Here is a 16,418-nt window from a genome sequence, read left to right as displayed (position 1 = left end):
CGTCGGCGGAAGCTATCAGGCTCATGCGCTGGACGACCCGCGCCTTCGGATTCGTATCGGGGACGGCCCCATTGTTTCGGGAACCCGAGCGATGGCGTCTTGTCCAAACCTGATCTCCCTGTCGTCGGCCAACGCCACCTTCTTCCTTTTTCGGGCGATTGCATGCAGCGCGCTGCCGCGCCTCCGCTTGCGTGATGCCTTCTCGCCAACCGTTTTCGCCAACAGCAAGAGGAGGCCGGGGTGGCCAGTCCGCTAAAGCAGTTCGAGATCAAGCCGATCGTGACTTTCGGCGAGATCGCCGGGCAGGAGATCGCCTTCACCAATTCCGCCGCCTACATGGTCGCCGCCACGGTTCTGGGCGGCCTGTTCCTGTTTGGCGCCACGCTGCGGCGTGAGCTTGTGCCGTCGCGCATCCAGTCGAGCGCCGAGCTGCTCTACGAGTTCGTGGCCAAGACCCTGCGCGACAATGCCGGCGAGGCGGGCATGCGGTTCTTCCCGCTGGTGTTCTCACTGTTCATGTTCGTGCTGATGGCCAATCTTCTCGGCATGCTGCCCTTTGCCTTCACGGTCACCAGCCACATCATCGTCACCTTCGCGCTTGCGATGCTGGTGTTCCTGACGGTGACATTCTACGGGCTATGGGCGCATGGCCTGCGCTTCTTCCGGCTGTTCCTGCCGAAGGGCGTTCCGCTGATGCTGGCACCACTCATCGTGCCGATCGAAATCGTCTCCTATCTGTCGCGGCCGGTCAGCCATTCGGTCCGCCTGTTCGCGGTCATGCTCGCCGGCCACATCACGCTGAAGGTCTTCGCCGGTTTCGTCGTCAGCCTGGCAAGCCTCGGCGCGGTCGGCATCGCCGCCGCCATCCTGCCCTTGTTCATGACGGTTGCGCTGACGGCGCTCGAACTGCTGATGTCGCTCATCCAGGCCTATATCTTCACCATGCTGACCTGCATGTATCTGGCCGACGCGTTGCATCCTGAACACTGAGCATATCGCGCGCTGCGTGGCGGAACGGGCATGCGGCGGCTTGATCGGCCTGCTTGTGCTGGAAGGCGCTGGCCGCAACGCCGGCGCTCTTCCTGCAACGTGACAATTCTGCTTCAAACGCTTCCAGACGCCCCCTCGATGCGCTTGTACGCCTACGCTAGGCGGGTCAACGAAAAAGCCGCGGCGGATGCGAATCCGCCGCGGCTTTTTTCAACCTCTGTCGGGCTGGAGCGTTTCCGATTTTTCGGAAACGCGGAAACGCTCCAGGATTTATTTTGCCGCATGATCTGTCCGAAAAGTCTGCAACTTTTTGCTTCGCTGACCTTCGGTTCGGGATCATGCTCTATTCGACGAAGGCGAAGCGAATGACGAACAGGATCGCCACCAGCCAGGTCGCCAGATGCACCTCGCGGAACCGGCCGGTGGCCGTCTTCAGCACGGCATAGCTGATGAAGCCGAAGGCGAGACCGTTGGCGATCGAATAGGTGAACGGCATCATCAGCGCGGTCAGCGCGGCCGGTGCTGCTTCGGTGATCTCGGTCCAGTCGACTTCGATCAGTTCGCGCATCATCAGGCAGGCGACATAGAGTAGCGCCGGAGCGGTCGCATAGACCGGAACCGAGGCGGCAAGCGGCGAGATGAAGAGTGCAGCCAGGAACAGCACGGCGATGACCAGGGCGGTCAGGCCGCTGCGGCCGCCGGCCTGCACGCCGGAAGCGCTTTCCACATAGGCGGTGGTCGAAGAGGTGCCGAGCAGCGAGCCGGCAACGATCGCGCTGCTGTCCGCCAGCAGGGCGCGGCCGAGGCGGTTCGGCTTGCCTTCCTCGATCAGGCGCGCGCGCTTGGCCACGCCGATCAACGTGCCGGTGGCGTCGAACACTTCGACCAGCACGAACACCAGGATGACGTGGACGAGGCCGGTGTGCATGGCGCCGACGATGTCGAGCTGCAGGAAGGTCGGCGCGATCGACGGCGGCATCGAGACAATGCCCTGGAACTGGCTGACGCCGAGGATCCAGGACAGGATGGTAATGGCCAGGATGCCGATCAGGATGGCGCCGGGCACCTTGAGGCCGTCCAGCGACGCGATGATGAAGAAGCCGAGAATGGCGAGCAGCGGGCCGGTCGTGGTCAGATGGCCAAGCGTGACGAAAGTCGCTTCACTGGCGATGACGATGCCGGAGCTTTTCAGGGCGATGATGGCCAGGAACATGCCGATACCGGCAGCGATGGCGCTGCGCATCGAATGTGGAATGCCTGCGATCAGCCAGCTGCGGATGCCGGTCACGGTCAGGATCAGGAAGATGACGCCCGAGATGAAGACGGCGCCCAGTGCCTGCTGCCAGGTGAAGCCCATGGCGCCGACGACGCCGAAGGCGAAGAAGGCGTTGAGGCCCATGCCCGGCGCCATGCCGATCGGCCATTTGGCCACCAGCGCCATGATCAGCGAGCCGAGTGCTGCTGCCAGACAGGTGGCAACGAACACGGAGCTCTTGTCCATGCCCGTCGTCGAAAGGATCTCCGGGTTGACGAAGATGATGTAGGACATGGTCAGGAAGGTGGTGAGGCCGGCGATCACTTCGATCCGCACCGACGTCCCCAGTTCCTTCAGTTCGAAATACTTCTCGAGCATAGCTTTTCCTCCGCTGCCCGTTTCCTCCTCACCGCCCGCGCACGGCCCCCTTGCCGTCCGCAACACGATGCCGCGCTGTGCATGGCACGGAACGCGGTCTTGACCTTCGTTGGGCGCTGACAGTCTGGATGCACCGGTTTGCCGGCGCATGATGACGATCTCTCCGTCAGGAGTGACCGACAAGCAGACATGAGGCGCACTCGCCCGCTCAAGTTATCTTGAAGTACTTCCGCTCATTTGCCTGGCGCAAGGGGCCAATCGGGCCGCTTTCTCGCAAACAGTTTCGCGATTTTCACGAATATCGAAAAGCTGCAGGGAAGTTCGGCGGGAGCCGTCGACTGTGGTTTCGAAGTGCATCGACATTGGAAAACGAAGCGGAACAGCCGCAACCATGTTGATGCCGGATCGCACGATGTCAACACCGGACGATCGGCGGGCAGAGACGGACGCCGTCATCCGGCGTCCGCGCAGCGGAGCATTTTTCAGCCAAGTGGAATCACTTGGCGTTACAAGAATGCGACGAAAACAAAACCTAGAGCGGTTCCGTATTTCCGTGAAAAACGGAACCGCTCCAGGATCAGTTGATGAAGTAGCGCTGCCATTCGAAATCGGTGATGTGCGATGCCTGCCAGGCCTCGAAGGCGGCCTGCTCGGCGCGGCGGCTTTCCGCGTAATTGTCGCGGAAGGCTTCGCCGAAAGCCTCGGCGCAGAAGTCGGAACTCGCGAAGGCTTCGATCGAAGCGTTCAGTGTCCGCGGCAGCTTGGGCTTGTCCAGCGTGGCAAGGTCGCCGCCCACCGGCGCTTCCAGAGGCAGGTCCTTCTCGATGCCTTCGCAACCGGCTGCGAGGATGGCGGCGATCGAAAGATAAGGATTGATGTCGGCACCCGGCGCCCGGTGTTCGAACCGGCAGGCGCCATCATTGGGTGTCGTGATGGCGCGGATCGGCGCCGTCCGGTTTTCGAAACCCCAGGCAACGTCTTCCGGCGACCAGGCTCCGCGGTCGAAACGGCGGTATGAGTTGACCGTCGGCCGGAACAGGAGATGGGTTTCCTGCATGCGGTTGAGCACACCGGCCAGGAATTTTTCGGCTACTGGCGTCAGTTTGTTGGGTCCGGCGGCGAAGGCCGGCTTGTCGTCCTTCCACAGGCTGACGTGGTGATGCGCGCCGCAGGCACTTTCCTTGCCGGGCGGCTGGAAGCGGGTCATGAAGGTGGCGACCAGCCCGCGCTCGGCGCAGAGCTCGCGCAGGTGCAGCTTGGCCCGCATCGCATCGTCTGCCGCCTGCAGCGCCGTCTTCGGCGTCAGCGCATATTCATACATGCCGAAGCCATATTCGGTGACCAGCGAGGCAATGCCGATGCCGATGCTCTTCATGCGCCGGATCAGTTCGGCGGCGAAGTCCTGGTATTCGCCGCTGCGCACCAGATCGTAGTTGGTCAGCGAGTGGCCCCACGGCTTCAGCTCGCGGTAACGGCCGGCGCGCATCAGGTCGTGATCGGCATGGAAGATGCCGAACTCGTATTCGAGCGCGAAGCGCGGCTCGTAGCCGAGTGCCGCCGCCCGCTGCTCCACACGGGCGAGAACGCCGCGCGGATCGTAGGGGCAGGGCGAACCATCGAGCATGTAGGAAAAGGTGATCGCCGAGGCATATTCCGGCTTCCAGCCGTGCTGGACGACGGTGGTCGGATCGATGATGCCCTTGATGTTGGGAAAGCCGTTTTCTTCATTCGCGGTCGGCGAAGCGAAGGCGACATCCCCCATCGGCTGGCCGTCGCCATGCGCGACGCAATAGAGAATGGCGTTGATCGCTTCGCCGTAGGTGGAGAGTTTGAGCGGGGTGATCTTCGAGCGGAACGCGCCCGACGTGTCGACCGTATGCACCTGAATGAATTCGACACCGTCCAATGCCAGCTTCTGCTGCAATGCCTCCAGCTTCGGCCCGTACTCGGTGACCTTGTCCTGAAACTCCACTTTGTCCTCCACCCTGAGAAAAATTCAGCGCCGCCTAGCGGGCGTTGCGTCGCAAAAGCCTGGAAAGCTGCTCATCGAGTTCAAGCCGTCCGCTGATGCCGCCTGGCCGGAAAGCCATGCACAGCACGATGACGACCCCGAGCGCCACGCCGGACAGGCCGAGCAGCTGCGGCAGCTGGATGCCGGCGATCGTCACGCCGGATTCGATGCTGCGGATGAATTCGAGCCCGACCGAGAGCACGATCACGCCGGTGACGGCACCCGTCACCGTCGCCATGCCGCCAAGGATCAGCATGGCGAGCGTCATGAAGATCTGCTGGAAGTAGAACAGCTTCGGGCTGATCGTGCCGGCGAAATAGGCAAAGAGCACGCCGGCCAGCCCGCAGATCAGCGCGGAGAGCACCCAGGCCATCAACCGCAGGCGCCTGGCGTCGATGCCGAAAGCCGCAGCCGCCTGCGGGCTCTGGGCGCTGGCGCGAAGCTGCAAACCCCAGCGGCTGTCCTTGAAAAGCCGCGCGATGACGATCACGGCCACTGAGGCGACCAGCATCGCCGGCAGGTTGATCACCTTCGGGATGCCGAAGAAAGCCTGGTTGCCCTTGAACAGGTCTGTCCAGTTCAGGAACACCGAATGCACGATGATGAGCAGCGCCAGGCTGACGATGGTGGCAGCAACGCCCGAGAGCCGGCTTATGATCTTGCCGCTGACGGCGGCGATGATAGCGACGACACACAAGGCCAGCAGCGCGGCAACGAATGGATTGAGTTCGACGAAGGCAAGCCCGAACGGTGCGTTGGGGATGGACAGTTGCTTCATCGCCAGCGGCGTCGACAGCACCGCCACGCCGTAGGCGCCGATGCCGACGAAGGCACTGTGGCCGAGATTGGCGATGTTGCTGTTGCCCATGAACACCTGCAGGCCGACGACGACGATCAGGTTGACGAAGGCCGCCAGCGCCAGATGTGTGTAGTAAGCTGGGGCGAAGGCGAGGATGGCGAGGCCGATCACGATGACCGGCAGCGCGGTGACGAGCCCACCGGCCAATGAGCGGCCGAGCCTGCCGTTGCCCGCGCGCGTCGCGGCACCTGATGGGCGGGCGGCGATGATCTCTGCGCTTTCGCTCACGTCAGATCTCCTTGTCGCCCAGTTCGACCCGCTGTCCAAGCAGGCCCTCGGGCCGGTAGACGAGAAGCGTGACGATGATGACGTAGGTGAGCGCGTCCTTGAAGCCTCCATACTCCTGCGGCAGTGCCACCAGCAGGCCAACCTCGATGAAGCCGAGCAGCATACCGCCTGCGGCAGCGCCTGCCAGTGAGCCGAAGCCACCGATGACGCAGGCCACGAAGGCCTTGAGCACGAGGCCGAAACCGAGATCCGGCGAGACCGAGCCGCGCCGCGCCAGGATGAACACGGCGGCGATGCCGGCGAGCGCGCCCGAAATAGCAAAGGCCGTCGCGATCACGCGGTTGGCGCGGATGCCCATCAACCGGACCGTGGCGAAGTCGCGTGACGCCGCGCGAATGGCGAGGCCGAGGGTCGACTTGTTGAGGAAGAGCACCAGCGCAAGGATGGTGAGGCCAGAGACGACCAGTTCCATGACCTGCAGCGACGACACCGCGAACGGCCCGAAAAACCACATCTGGTTGAGGCCGTTGAGGATCGAGACCGATTGCGGCTTCGGCGAGATCAGCAGCATGAACAGGTTCTGCACCACGATCGAGACGCCGAAAGCCGTCAGCAGGCCGGTGGTCGTCGGTGCATAGCGCACAGGACGGAAGGCCACGCGTTCGAATGCCACGGCGGCAAGTGCGGCAGCAGTCACCGCCAGCAGCACCGCGACGATTGGCGAGGTCAGGCCAAGCGCCGCCGCCAGGAACACGCTGTAGGCCGACACCCCGATGATCTCGCCATGGGCGAAGTTGACGAGGCCCATGATCGAAAAGACGACGGCGAGGCCGAGCGCCACCAGGGAATATTCCGCACCGAAGGCCAGCGCGTTCAGAAGCTGTTGCAGGGCGTAATCCATGGCCTACCCGCCGAGATAGAGGTTGAGCAGACCGTGCTCGTCGGCAAGTCTTGCCGGCGGCCCGTCATAACGCAGCGCGCCCGAACTCACGACGTAGACGCGGTCGGCGAAGCGCAAGGCCTGCGTGGCGTTCTGTTCGACCACCAGAAGTGTCAGCCCTTCGGCCTTCAACTGCCCGATGAAATCGAAGATCTGTGCGACGATGCGCGGCGCAAGCCCCAGCGAGGGTTCGTCGAGCAGCAGCAGTTTCGGACGCGACATCAACGAGCGCGAGATGGCGAGCATCTGCTGTTCGCCGCCCGAAAGCGTGCCGGCCGCCTGCGCGTAGCGTTCGCCGAGGACGGGAAACAGCGCCAGGAAACGATCGATATCGGCGCGCACGCCTTTCGGATCGCGGCGCGTCGCCGCGCCGAGCCGCAGGTTTTCGCCGACGGTGAGGTTGGCGAAGATGTGCCTGCCTTCCGGCGTCGACGTAAGACCGCCCCGGATCCGGTCTTCGGTGCGCAGGCGCGAAATGTCCTTGCCGTCGAAGACGATTCGTCCCGCCGTCGGGGTGACCAGCCCGGTCAGCGCATTGATCGTCGAGCTTTTGCCGGCGCCGTTCGGACCGAGCAGGGCGACGAGTTCGCCCTGCCCGATCTCGAGCGACAGCTCGCGCACCGCCGCGACCGCACCATAGCGGACCGATAGCTTCTCGACCGTCAGCACGATGGCATCCGGGTTTGCGGGGCGTCGCGCGATGTCATGGCCGGGCGATCCGTTACTTGAGCGCCGGGACGTAGGTCGGCGGCGTATCGGTGATCAGCACGCGCTTGCCATTGGCGAACCCCATGACCGGGACGGCCTTGACAGGATAGCCCTTCTTTTCGGCGAAGGAGATCGTCGGCGCCGTGGTGCCGGGATACCCGCCGGGAGCGCGGATCGCTTCGCGTAGCGGTGCCGCTTCCGTTGTTCCTGCCTTCTTCGCGGCCCCATAGGTCACCTGCACCATGTCGGCGCCGAGCGCATCGAAGATGCCGTTCACCTTGTAGCCGTCAGCCTTGCACTGGGCGAGGAAGTGATCGATCGGCCCGTCGATGCTGGTGGCGCCATGGGTGGTGAACATCACCTTCTCAAGCGCTGCGACATCGCCGACTGTTCCCTCAAGCGATTTGTCGTCGAAGGCATCGCAACCGGCGACCCAGCCATCATAACCGTTGGCACGCAGCTGCCGGATCAGGATGCCGACATCCGGCAGCACGGCGCAGATGTGGATGGCGTCCGGCTTCTGCGGCAGCGCCTTGATCGAGGCGATCTGCGGCGACCAGTCGGTGGTGCCCCAGGAGTAGTTGAGCTTGGAGACGACCTTGCCGCCGAGATGTTCGAACACCTCGCCGAACCATCCTGGCAGTTTTTCCGAATAGGAACCGGCATCGGGCGAAACCAGCAGCGCCACCGTCCGCGCACCCTTGCCGTACAATGCATTGGCAGTCGCCGCGGCGTTGATCGGGTCGGGCACGGCGCCGGCGATGAAATTGTCGAGGCCGGCCTGCTGCATTTCGAGCTGGGTGTTGGGCGCGGAAAAGACGGTCGCCCCATAGGGTTCCGCGATCTGGGCGGTCGGGATCAGCGCATCCGGGAAAGGAACGCCGGTGATGACCTGGGCGCCGGCGTCGAGGAACTTCTGGCCAAGCGAAACGGAGAGCTGCGGATCGGAGCGGTTGTCCTCGATCATCAGTTCAATCTTCGGGTCGCTCGTGCCCGCAGCCTTGTTCAGCTTGTCGGCCATGCAGCGCGCGCCTTCCGCTTCGCTGTAGGGCGCATAGGTGCCCGTCATAGCGACGGCCAGGCCGATCTTGAGCTCGCTCGCGCCGGCATGGGCTGCCTGCAGCAGCCCGGCCGTCAGCACGGCGGCTCCCAAAGTCAGTTTATCCATTTCGAACCCTCCCTTGTTCTTGTTGTGCGGATGCCGTCACGACGGCTGTGCCTGGCCGACATAGACCTCGATGACGCGCGGATCGCGCCAGACCTGTGCCGTGTCGCCCGAGGCGATGACCTGGCCCTGGTCCATGACGCAGAGCCGATCGCAAAGCCGGTTGATGAAGCGCAGGTCATGGTCGATGACGATGATGGCGCAGCCGAAATCACGGCGGATGGCTTCGATCGCCTCGGCCAGCGTCTCGGATTCGCTTTCGTTGAGGCCGGCGGCCGGCTCGTCGAGCAGCAGCAGCGAAGGGCCGAGCGCAAGCGCGCGTGCGATTTCCAGCCGTCTCTGGCTGCCGTAGGAGAGCGTTCCGGCGGGCGTGTCTGCTGCCGCATCGAGTTCGTACTGTTCAAGCAGCTTGTCGATGTCGATGCGGCTGGCAGCCTCGGGGCGAATATCGCGGCAGGTGATATGCGCGACCTCGACGTTCTGGCGGACGGTCAGTTCCTTGAACAGCCGGATGTTCTGGAAAGTGCGGGCGATGCCGGCGCGGGCGCATTCTTCGGGCCCTCGTCCGGTCAGATCGCGATCCGCCAGCCTGACGCTGCCGGCATCGGGCCGCAGCACGCCGGAAATCGCATTGACGAGCGTGGACTTGCCGGCGCCATTGGGGCCGATCAGGCCGAGGATTTCGCCCGTGGCGCAAGACAGCGAGGCCTGGCGCAACGCCTGCACGCCGCCGAATGTCTTGCTGACTGCCTCCACCGACAACATCGGTTTCGCCTCCCGTTCCGGCCGTGGGTTGTTTGCTCCCTTCGGCTGGTATTCAGGATGCTAGACCCGGAGCTTTTCCATAACAAGCATTTTTTTCCATTTTGGAAAAAGTATTCGTTTTGCCGGCGGTTCGTGCCCCGGCTCAGCCGGCCCCGACGTTCGGGACGCCGTCACGCGGAACGGTGTTCGACATCAGCATGATCGTCGGCTCGTCACCCAACGACACATAGGCGTGCTGCATCTCGCCATCGAACAGGATGCTGTCTCCCGGCTGCAGGATCACCGGGTCGTAATGGATAGTGTGCAACTCAAGGCTGCCGCTCTGCACGTGGATGAATTCCTCGCCCGAATGGCTGCGCCAGCCACCATTCTCCTCGAACGACTTCGCATGCAGCGTGACACGCCAGAAGATGTTGGTCTTGTCGCGGAAATCGCTGCACAGAACTTCGAAGACCATGGCGTTGCCTTCGTGCAGCACGCCGCTTCCAGCCCGGGTGATAGAGCGCCTGGCCTGCATGCCCGGTTTCGGGCTGAACAGGAAGGATGCCACCGGCACGTGCAGCACGCCGGCGATGGTCAGTGCGACATCGACCGTCAACCGGGCCTTGCCGTTCTCCAGCTTGGACAGCTGCGAGACCGAAAGGCCGGAACGCTCGCTCAGCTCGCGCAGCGTGATGTTCTGCTGCTTGCGCGCATCCCGGATCTTGGATCCCACATTGCCTTGCATCGTCCACGCCCTTGACTGTCGTGTTTCCATTCAGGCGATTTCGAAGAATTGTCGCACCTATCGTCCGTCAGGCACGAGCGTTGGTCTAAAATCGATGCAACAATTCTCCGAAATCGCCTTAGACAAGCTGTAACGAGGCGGCCTCCTGGCGTCCAGCGCCTGGAGCAATACCAGCAGAAGTGCGCAGCGGTTTCACGTCCGGAGCTGCGCAGACAAGAAAGCTGGAGCGTTTCCGCGAAAAGCGGAGCCGCCTCAGAGCGCTACCACGTGGTCCGGCCATAGGGTTTTCGCCACCTCGGAAAGACTGTCCTGGAGTATCCGGCTGACTTGCTCGAGCCGATCGTGCTCGGTGAGCAGATCGTTGCGGACCTCGAGATAGAAACACGGCAAATCCCGCTGCAGGCCGTGGCGGTTCAGTGTGTAGCCGACGGCCTGGCGCCAGTCATAAGGCTCGTTGTCGCCGATCTTCAGTCCGGCTGCACGGCCCCTGTCTTGTATCGCCTGCAGGATCGCCGAGACGAGGGGCGAGGGCTCACGCCAGAGGATGCCGATGTCGACGTTGCGCCGCACGCCGGCCATGACCGGCGTGAAGGAGTGGATCGAGACGAGGGCTTTTCGTCCCGGCACGCCGTTCGCGATCGCCTGTTCCAGCGGCGCCCAGCCGACCTGGCGGCGCAACTGGCGATCGTGCTCGCTGACGTCGAGATTTCCCGGTACCGGGATGCCGCCAAGATCCGGACGCATGTGGTCCCATTCCTCGACCGGGCGGTTGTAGTCCAGGAAAAGCCGCGAATAGCGCGCGACCACCGCCGGCGCGCGCAGGCCCTCCGACAGCTTTCTGGTCAGGGCATCGATACCGAGGTCGACGGCGAAATGCGTTGCAAGATAAGGCGACGCAAGGCCGAGATCGCGCCACGGTGCCGGCACCGTGTTGCCGGCATGCTCTGCAATCAGCAGATAGGGACCTGTCTCTTTCGGCTGCAAGCATTCGACGGCGTCGGCCGCAAGCGCCGCGACCTCGGCGGTGTCGAGGCGGATCTCAAACGATCTTGGAGCGGACATGATAGGACTTCGCCGCCGTCGATTCGATCAGGCCTGAACGGCCATTGGTACGACCCATGCCTGAATTCTTGATGCCACCCCAGGGCAGATAGAGGTCGGCATGGTCACAGCGGTTGAGGTAGACAGTGCCGGCTTCGACCTTGTCGAGCAGCGCTGTGCCGTGGTCGATGTCCTGTGTCCAGATGCTGGCGCTCAGCCCGTAATCGCTGTCGTTCATCAGGTTGATCGCCTGTTCGTCGCTTTCGACCGCCTGCACGCAGGCGATCGGCCCGAACAGCTCGTCGCGCATGATCGGCATGGAGTGATCCACGCCCACCAGCACGTCGGGAGCGACATAGGCGGTCCCAAGCGCCGCAGCCTTTTGCGTGGCGGTGTCGGGCATCAGCCGTCTGGCGCCGGCCCGAACGGCCTGCTCCGTCAGGCCACGGATCGTCTCCGCCGCCGTCGCACGTACCACCGGACCGACCATCGGCTTTTCTTCGATCGGGTGACCGATGGTCCATTTCGCGGTCTCTGCAACGAGCGCCTCGACGAAACGATCGTGGACGCCGCGATCGACATAGATGCGTTCGACCGAGCAGCAGGATTGTCCGGCATTGGAGTAGGTGCCTTCGGCGATCTGCGCCACGGTGGCATCGAGATCGGCGTCGGCGCGGACATAGGTCGGATCCTTGCCGCCGAGCTCGAGGTGAACCTGCGTGAAGGTGCCGGCCGCGGCTGCGTGCACGCGGCGGCCGCCATTGACGGAGCCGATGAAATTGACCGCGTTGAAGGCGCCCGATGCGATCAGCCTTTCGGCGTCGGCATGGTCGAGATGCAGGCTCTGGAAGACGCCTTCGGGACCGCCGGCGGCGCGGAAGGCTTCTTCCGCCAGCTCGGCGATCAGCGGCGTCTGCGGCGAGTGCTTGAAGATGACGACATTGCCCGCCGCCAGCGGCGCCGTCACCAGATAGCCGAGCATCGCGGTCGGGTAGTTCCAGGCGCAGATCGAAAAATGCACTCCGCCGGGCGTGGGACGCACATAGCGGCGGATGTTCTCGTCCGAAGGATAGGGCAGGTCGGCAAGCGTCTCTGCGGCAGCTTCGGCCAGCAATTCGCCGACCAGCGCCAGACGCGGCGTCTCGTCGGCCTGCCAGAGCGGGCGGCCGATCTGCCATGCAACCATTTCCGCCAGCTGGCCGGCGCGCGCCTTCATCTCTTCGCCGAACCTCAGCAGGATTGCCAGCCGCTCGGTGAGCGGCGTTGCCTGCCAGGGTTTCAGTGCGGCGCGGGCCCTGGCCATCGCGGCGTCGATGGCCGTGCCGTCGGCGTAGTCGCGGCGCGCATAGATGGAGCCTTCGACGGGGGAGGTAACAGGGAACGATCGGATGTCGGTGCGCAGGTTCATGGTGGGATGTCCGCCGGATAAGGAGTGCTATTTCGGTTACGATATCGCTATTTTCCATTTTGGCAAATTTTTTCTATTCTGGCTTGATGGATTACGCACTCCCTCCTATTGTCCGCTGCAACAGCAGGCGCTGAATGGAGGAGGGATATCGATGGTCGAGTTTGATTTCGCCGGCAGGCACGCAGTTGTCGCGGGCGCCGGCGGTGGCATGGGCGAGGCCATAGCGCTAGCGCTGCTTGCATCCGGTGCCGCGGTGACGGCGATCGACGTCAAGGAATGCCCGGCATCGCTGTCTTCCTTCGGCGACAGGTTGGCCTATGCGCAGGGTGATCTCACGGACGAAGCCTTTGTTCAGAAGGTCGTCGGCGAGGCGGGAAAGGCACGTGGCGGCATCGACTATCTTGCCAATGTCGCCGGCGTGCTGTGGTTTGGCCGCGACAAATCGGTGCTGGAGATGGATCTCGATGTCTGGGATCAGGTCTTCAACATCAACCTGAAATCATTCGCCCATACGGCGCGCGCTGTGGTGCCGTTCATGCGCTCGAGCGGTCGTGGCGGCGCCATGGTGCATTTCTCGACCATCCAGTGGTATCGCGGCGATCCTGCCCCGCAGGATGCCTATCAGGCGTCGAAGGCCGGCGTCTGTGCGCTGTCGAAATCGCTGGCCATGCAACTGGCTGCGGAGCGCATCCGCTCCAATGCCATCTGCCCTGGCATGGCATTGACGCCGCTGCAGGCGCGTTGGGATACGGAGGAAAAGCGTCAGGCTGTGGCGAACTACGCACCGCTCGGCCGCATCGGCACGCCGCAGGACATGGCCAATGCCGCGCTGTTCCTGCTGTCCGATGCCGCCAGCTACATCACCGGCATCGAACTTGCCGTCGATGGCGGCCTGTTGATGCGCATGTAGTGATGCCGGCGCCGGCATCGGCTGGCGCTTCATCTGCCAGAGCGTTTCCGTCTTTCACGGAAACGCTCCAAGCTTTTGTTTTCGTCGCATTTTTGTAACGCCAGGCGAATCCACTTGGCTACAAAATGCTCTAGTGGTGGTCGTGCATGCACTTGCCGTGATCGGCCAGCACCTCTATCACCCGGCATTCGGCGAGGCGCCCGTGCCGGCATTCCTCCACCATCACTTCCAGTTCCGCCTTCAGCGCCATCAGGCTGGCGATGCGCTGTTCCACTTCGATCAGCCGGGCCTTGGCGATGGCGTCGGCCGTCGCACAGGGCTGGGCCGGATCGTCCTGCAGGGCGAGCAGCGTGCGGATGGCGGAAACCTCGAAGCCGAGCTCGCGGGCGTGGCGGATGAAGGCCAGCCGGCGTAGCCCCTTCTGGTCATAGAAACGCCGGTTGCCGTCCGTGCGTGGCGGCTCGGGCAGCAGGCCGATCTGCTCATAATAGCGGATGGTCGGCACCTTCACGCCGCTTTCCCTGGCCACATCACCGATCGTCAAATCAGACTTCATTTTTCCTCTTGCTCCTCTAGTCGCTAGAGGATGTAGCGTCTGCTCGAACATAATCAAGGGAATGATCATGGCACGAGCATCAGAGCAGATGCGCTACCGCGTCGACGGTATGGATTGCGCCTCCTGCGCTTCGAAAATCGACACCGCCATCCGGCGTCTGAAAGGCGTCGAGGACGTCTCTGTTTCGGTGACGCGCGGCACGATGACGGTCAAGCACGACGGCAGCGCGGAACTGGCGCCGGCGATCGAGAAGCGGGTCACCGGCCTCGGCTACAAGCTTGCGCTCGTGCCGTCGACCGCGCCGGCTCCTGCGGCCGCCGCCCTCAAGGAAGAAGCGTGCGGCTGCGGTCACGACCATCGTGCTCATGACAAGCACGATCACAGCGATCATGACCACTCCGGGCACGATCACGCAGACCATGATCATGACCATTCCGGCCATGATCATGCAGGGCACGATCACAAAGGTCACGACCATTCCAGTCACAATCATGCTCCACGCGGCGACGCGGCACCTGCCGCATCTGCGGTCGCCGGCGTTGCAGCGCAGCCGGCTTCTGCAGCCCTGCACGGCCATGATCACGGCCCGACCACCGGCCGCTGGTGGCAGTCCAGCAAAGGCAAGCTGACGATCGCCGCAGGGCTTGCCCTGGCCGTCGCCTATGGCATCGGCAAGCTGGTGCCTGGCTACGAGACCTGGATCTTCACCGTCGCAATGCTGGTCGGCCTTGTCCCGATCGCGCGGCGCGCCATCGCGGCCGCCCGTGTCGGCACGCCTTTCTCCATCGAGATGCTGATGACGATCGCCGCCATCGGTGCCGTCATCATCGGCGCCACGGAAGAGGCCGCGGCCGTCGTCTTCCTGTTCCTGATCGGTGAATTGCTGGAAGGTGTCGCCGCCGGCAAGGCGCGCGCTTCGATCCAGTCGCTTGCCGCCCTGGTGCCGAAGACCGCGCTGCTCGAGCGCGACGGCAAGGTAACCGAAGTGCCTGCCGAAGGCCTTGCCGTAGGCTCAATCATCATGGTGCGTCCCGGCGACCGTATTCCCGCCGATGGCATCGTTGTCACCGGTGAAAGTGCCGTCGATGAGGCGCCGGTCACCGGCGAGAGCGTGCCGGTGCGCAAGGAGCCGGGTGCCAGCGTCTTTGCCGGTACGGTCAACAGCGATGCCGTGCTGCGCATTCGCGTGACGGCGGCTGCCGCCGACAACACCATTGCCCGTGTCGTGCGTCTGGTCGAGGAAGCGCAGGAATCGAAGGCGCCGACCGAGCGCTTCATCGACCGCTTCTCGAAATATTACACGCCCGGCGTGGTCATCTTCGGAGCCTTGGTCGCCGTTATCCCGCCGCTGCTCATGGGCGGTGCGTGGGACGAATGGATCTACAAGGGCCTTGCCATCCTGCTGATCGGCTGCCCGTGCGCGCTGGTCATCTCCACGCCGGCGGCCATCGCTGCTTCGCTCTCGTCGGGAGCACGGCGCGGCCTGCTCATGAAGGGCGGCGCGGTGTTGGAAAATCTCGGTGCCATGACGGCTGTCGCGTTCGACAAGACCGGCACCCTGACCGAGGGCAAGCCGAAGGTGACCGATGTCGACAGCTTTGGCCTGCCGGCGAACGAAGTGCTGCGGCTGGCGGCGGGGCTGGAGACCGGCTCATCCCATCCGCTCGCCAAGGCCATTCTCGCCCGCGCCGAGGCAGACGGCATCGTGGTCCCGGAGGCTTCCGGCGCCAGGGCGCTCGGCGGCAAGGGCGTTTCGGGCATCATCGACGGGATCGAGATTTTCCTGGCTTCGCCGAAAGCCGCAGCCGAGCGCGTCCCGCTCAGCGCCGAACAATCCGCCCGCATCACGGCGCTCAATGACGAAGGCAAGACCGTCTCGGTCCTGCTCGCCGGCGGCCAGCTGGCCGGAGCGCTGGCGATGCGCGACGAGCCGCGTCCCGACGCTGTTGCCGGTCTCAAGGCGCTGGCTGTCCGCGGCATCAAGACAGTGATGCTGACCGGCGACAACAGCCGTACCGCCACCGCGATCGGCAGGCAGCTCGGCATCGAGGTGCGTTCGGAATTGCTGCCCGAGGACAAGCAGCGCATTGTCGGAGAGCTGAAGGCGCAAGGCTTCGCCGTCGCCAAGGTGGGTGATGGCATCAACGACGCACCGGCGCTGGCCGCCGCCGATGTCGGCATCGCCATGGGCGGTGGTACCGATGTCGCGCTCGAGACCGCGGATGCCGCGGTGCTGCACGGACGTGTCGGCGACATCGCCGGAATGATCGAGCTGTCCAAGCGCACGATGGCCAACATCAAGCAGAACCTGGTCATCGCCATCGGGTTGAAGGCGGTGTTCCTGGTCACCACGGTGCTTGGCATCACCGGGCTGTGGCCGGCGATCCTGGCGGACACCGGCGCCACCGTTCTGGTCACCTTGAATGCACTGCGCCTGCTCGGCGCCGCGAAGCAGGTCACGGCCTGATTAACATGAT

14 protein-coding genes are annotated in these 16,418 nt (G+C 63.8%); 3 read left to right on the top strand and 11 right to left on the bottom strand.

Annotation, left to right across the window (positions count from 1 at the left end; genetic code table 11):
* Positions 1–240 precede the first annotated feature (240 nt).
* Positions 241–990, top strand: a complete 750-nt coding sequence (locus tag C1M53_RS10720) for a F0F1 ATP synthase subunit A (RefSeq protein WP_129412240.1) — start codon at positions 241–243, stop codon at positions 988–990.
* A gap of 343 nt (positions 991–1,333) precedes the next feature.
* Here the strand turns inward: C1M53_RS10720 and C1M53_RS10715 are convergent, their stop codons facing one another.
* The 10 genes from C1M53_RS10715 to C1M53_RS10670 all read right to left on the bottom strand — a co-directional run bounded on the left by C1M53_RS10715 (position 1,334) and on the right by C1M53_RS10670 (position 12,475).
* Positions 1,334–2,623, bottom strand: a complete 1,290-nt coding sequence (locus tag C1M53_RS10715; protein WP_129412239.1) for an NCS2 family permease — start codon at positions 2,621–2,623, stop codon at positions 1,334–1,336.
* A gap of 577 nt (positions 2,624–3,200) precedes the next feature.
* Complete coding sequence (locus tag C1M53_RS10710; protein ID WP_129412238.1) at positions 3,201–4,595, bottom strand: glutamine synthetase family protein; 1,395 nt, start codon at positions 4,593–4,595, stop codon at positions 3,201–3,203.
* Positions 4,596–4,629: 34 nt separating this feature from the next.
* Positions 4,630–5,721: a branched-chain amino acid ABC transporter permease gene (locus C1M53_RS10705; RefSeq protein ID WP_245488517.1), complete on the bottom strand. Its 1,092-nt coding sequence runs from the start codon at positions 5,719–5,721 to the stop codon at positions 4,630–4,632.
* Between the two features lies 1 nt (position 5,722).
* Complete coding sequence (locus C1M53_RS10700; RefSeq protein WP_129412236.1) at positions 5,723–6,622, bottom strand: branched-chain amino acid ABC transporter permease; 900 nt, start codon at positions 6,620–6,622, stop codon at positions 5,723–5,725.
* 3 nt (positions 6,623–6,625) lie between these two features.
* Positions 6,626–7,330, bottom strand: a complete 705-nt coding sequence (locus C1M53_RS10695; protein ID WP_129412235.1) for an ABC transporter ATP-binding protein — start codon at positions 7,328–7,330, stop codon at positions 6,626–6,628.
* A gap of 52 nt (positions 7,331–7,382) precedes the next feature.
* A complete protein-coding gene (locus C1M53_RS10690) occupies positions 7,383–8,537 on the bottom strand; it encodes an ABC transporter substrate-binding protein (RefSeq protein WP_129412234.1) in 1,155 nt (384 codons plus the stop codon).
* 36 nt (positions 8,538–8,573) lie between these two features.
* Positions 8,574–9,299 carry an ABC transporter ATP-binding protein gene (locus C1M53_RS10685; RefSeq protein ID WP_129412233.1) on the bottom strand — a complete coding sequence of 242 codons (726 nt, stop codon included), beginning with the start codon at positions 9,297–9,299 and terminating at the stop codon, positions 8,574–8,576.
* 142 nt (positions 9,300–9,441) lie between these two features.
* Positions 9,442–10,014, bottom strand: a complete 573-nt coding sequence (locus C1M53_RS10680) for an XRE family transcriptional regulator (protein ID WP_245488516.1) — start codon at positions 10,012–10,014, stop codon at positions 9,442–9,444.
* A gap of 264 nt (positions 10,015–10,278) precedes the next feature.
* Positions 10,279–11,088, bottom strand: coding sequence for an N-formylglutamate amidohydrolase (locus C1M53_RS10675; RefSeq protein ID WP_129412231.1), 810 nt, complete (start codon positions 11,086–11,088; stop codon positions 10,279–10,281).
* On the bottom strand, positions 11,066–12,475 hold the full coding sequence (locus tag C1M53_RS10670; protein WP_129412230.1) for an aldehyde dehydrogenase family protein: 1,410 nt from the start codon (positions 12,473–12,475) through the stop codon (positions 11,066–11,068). The genes C1M53_RS10675 and C1M53_RS10670 overlap by 23 nt, the downstream gene beginning before the upstream one ends.
* A 151-nt stretch (positions 12,476–12,626) precedes the next feature.
* Between C1M53_RS10670 and C1M53_RS10665 the strand changes: the two genes are divergently transcribed.
* Positions 12,627–13,385 (top strand): SDR family oxidoreductase, encoded by a 759-nt coding sequence (locus C1M53_RS10665; RefSeq protein WP_129412229.1) that lies wholly within the window; start codon positions 12,627–12,629, stop codon positions 13,383–13,385.
* Positions 13,386–13,515: 130 nt separating this feature from the next.
* Here the strand turns inward: C1M53_RS10665 and C1M53_RS10660 are convergent, their stop codons facing one another.
* Entirely contained in the window at positions 13,516–13,941 is a 426-nt protein-coding gene (locus C1M53_RS10660) for a helix-turn-helix domain-containing protein (protein ID WP_129412228.1), read from the bottom strand.
* A gap of 67 nt (positions 13,942–14,008) precedes the next feature.
* Between C1M53_RS10660 and C1M53_RS10655 the strand changes: the two genes are divergently transcribed.
* The gene (locus tag C1M53_RS10655; protein WP_129412227.1) at positions 14,009–16,408 is read left to right on the top strand and encodes a heavy metal translocating P-type ATPase; all 2,400 of its coding nucleotides are present in this window, start codon (positions 14,009–14,011) and stop codon (positions 16,406–16,408) included.
* The last annotated feature ends 10 nt before the right edge of the window (positions 16,409–16,418 follow it).

This window comes from Mesorhizobium sp. Pch-S, from assembly GCF_004136315.1.
Classification (GTDB): domain Bacteria; phylum Pseudomonadota; class Alphaproteobacteria; order Rhizobiales; family Rhizobiaceae; genus Mesorhizobium.
The sequence above is the reverse complement of the archived record's forward strand: the minus strand, read 5'-3'. Positions and strand labels throughout refer to the sequence as shown.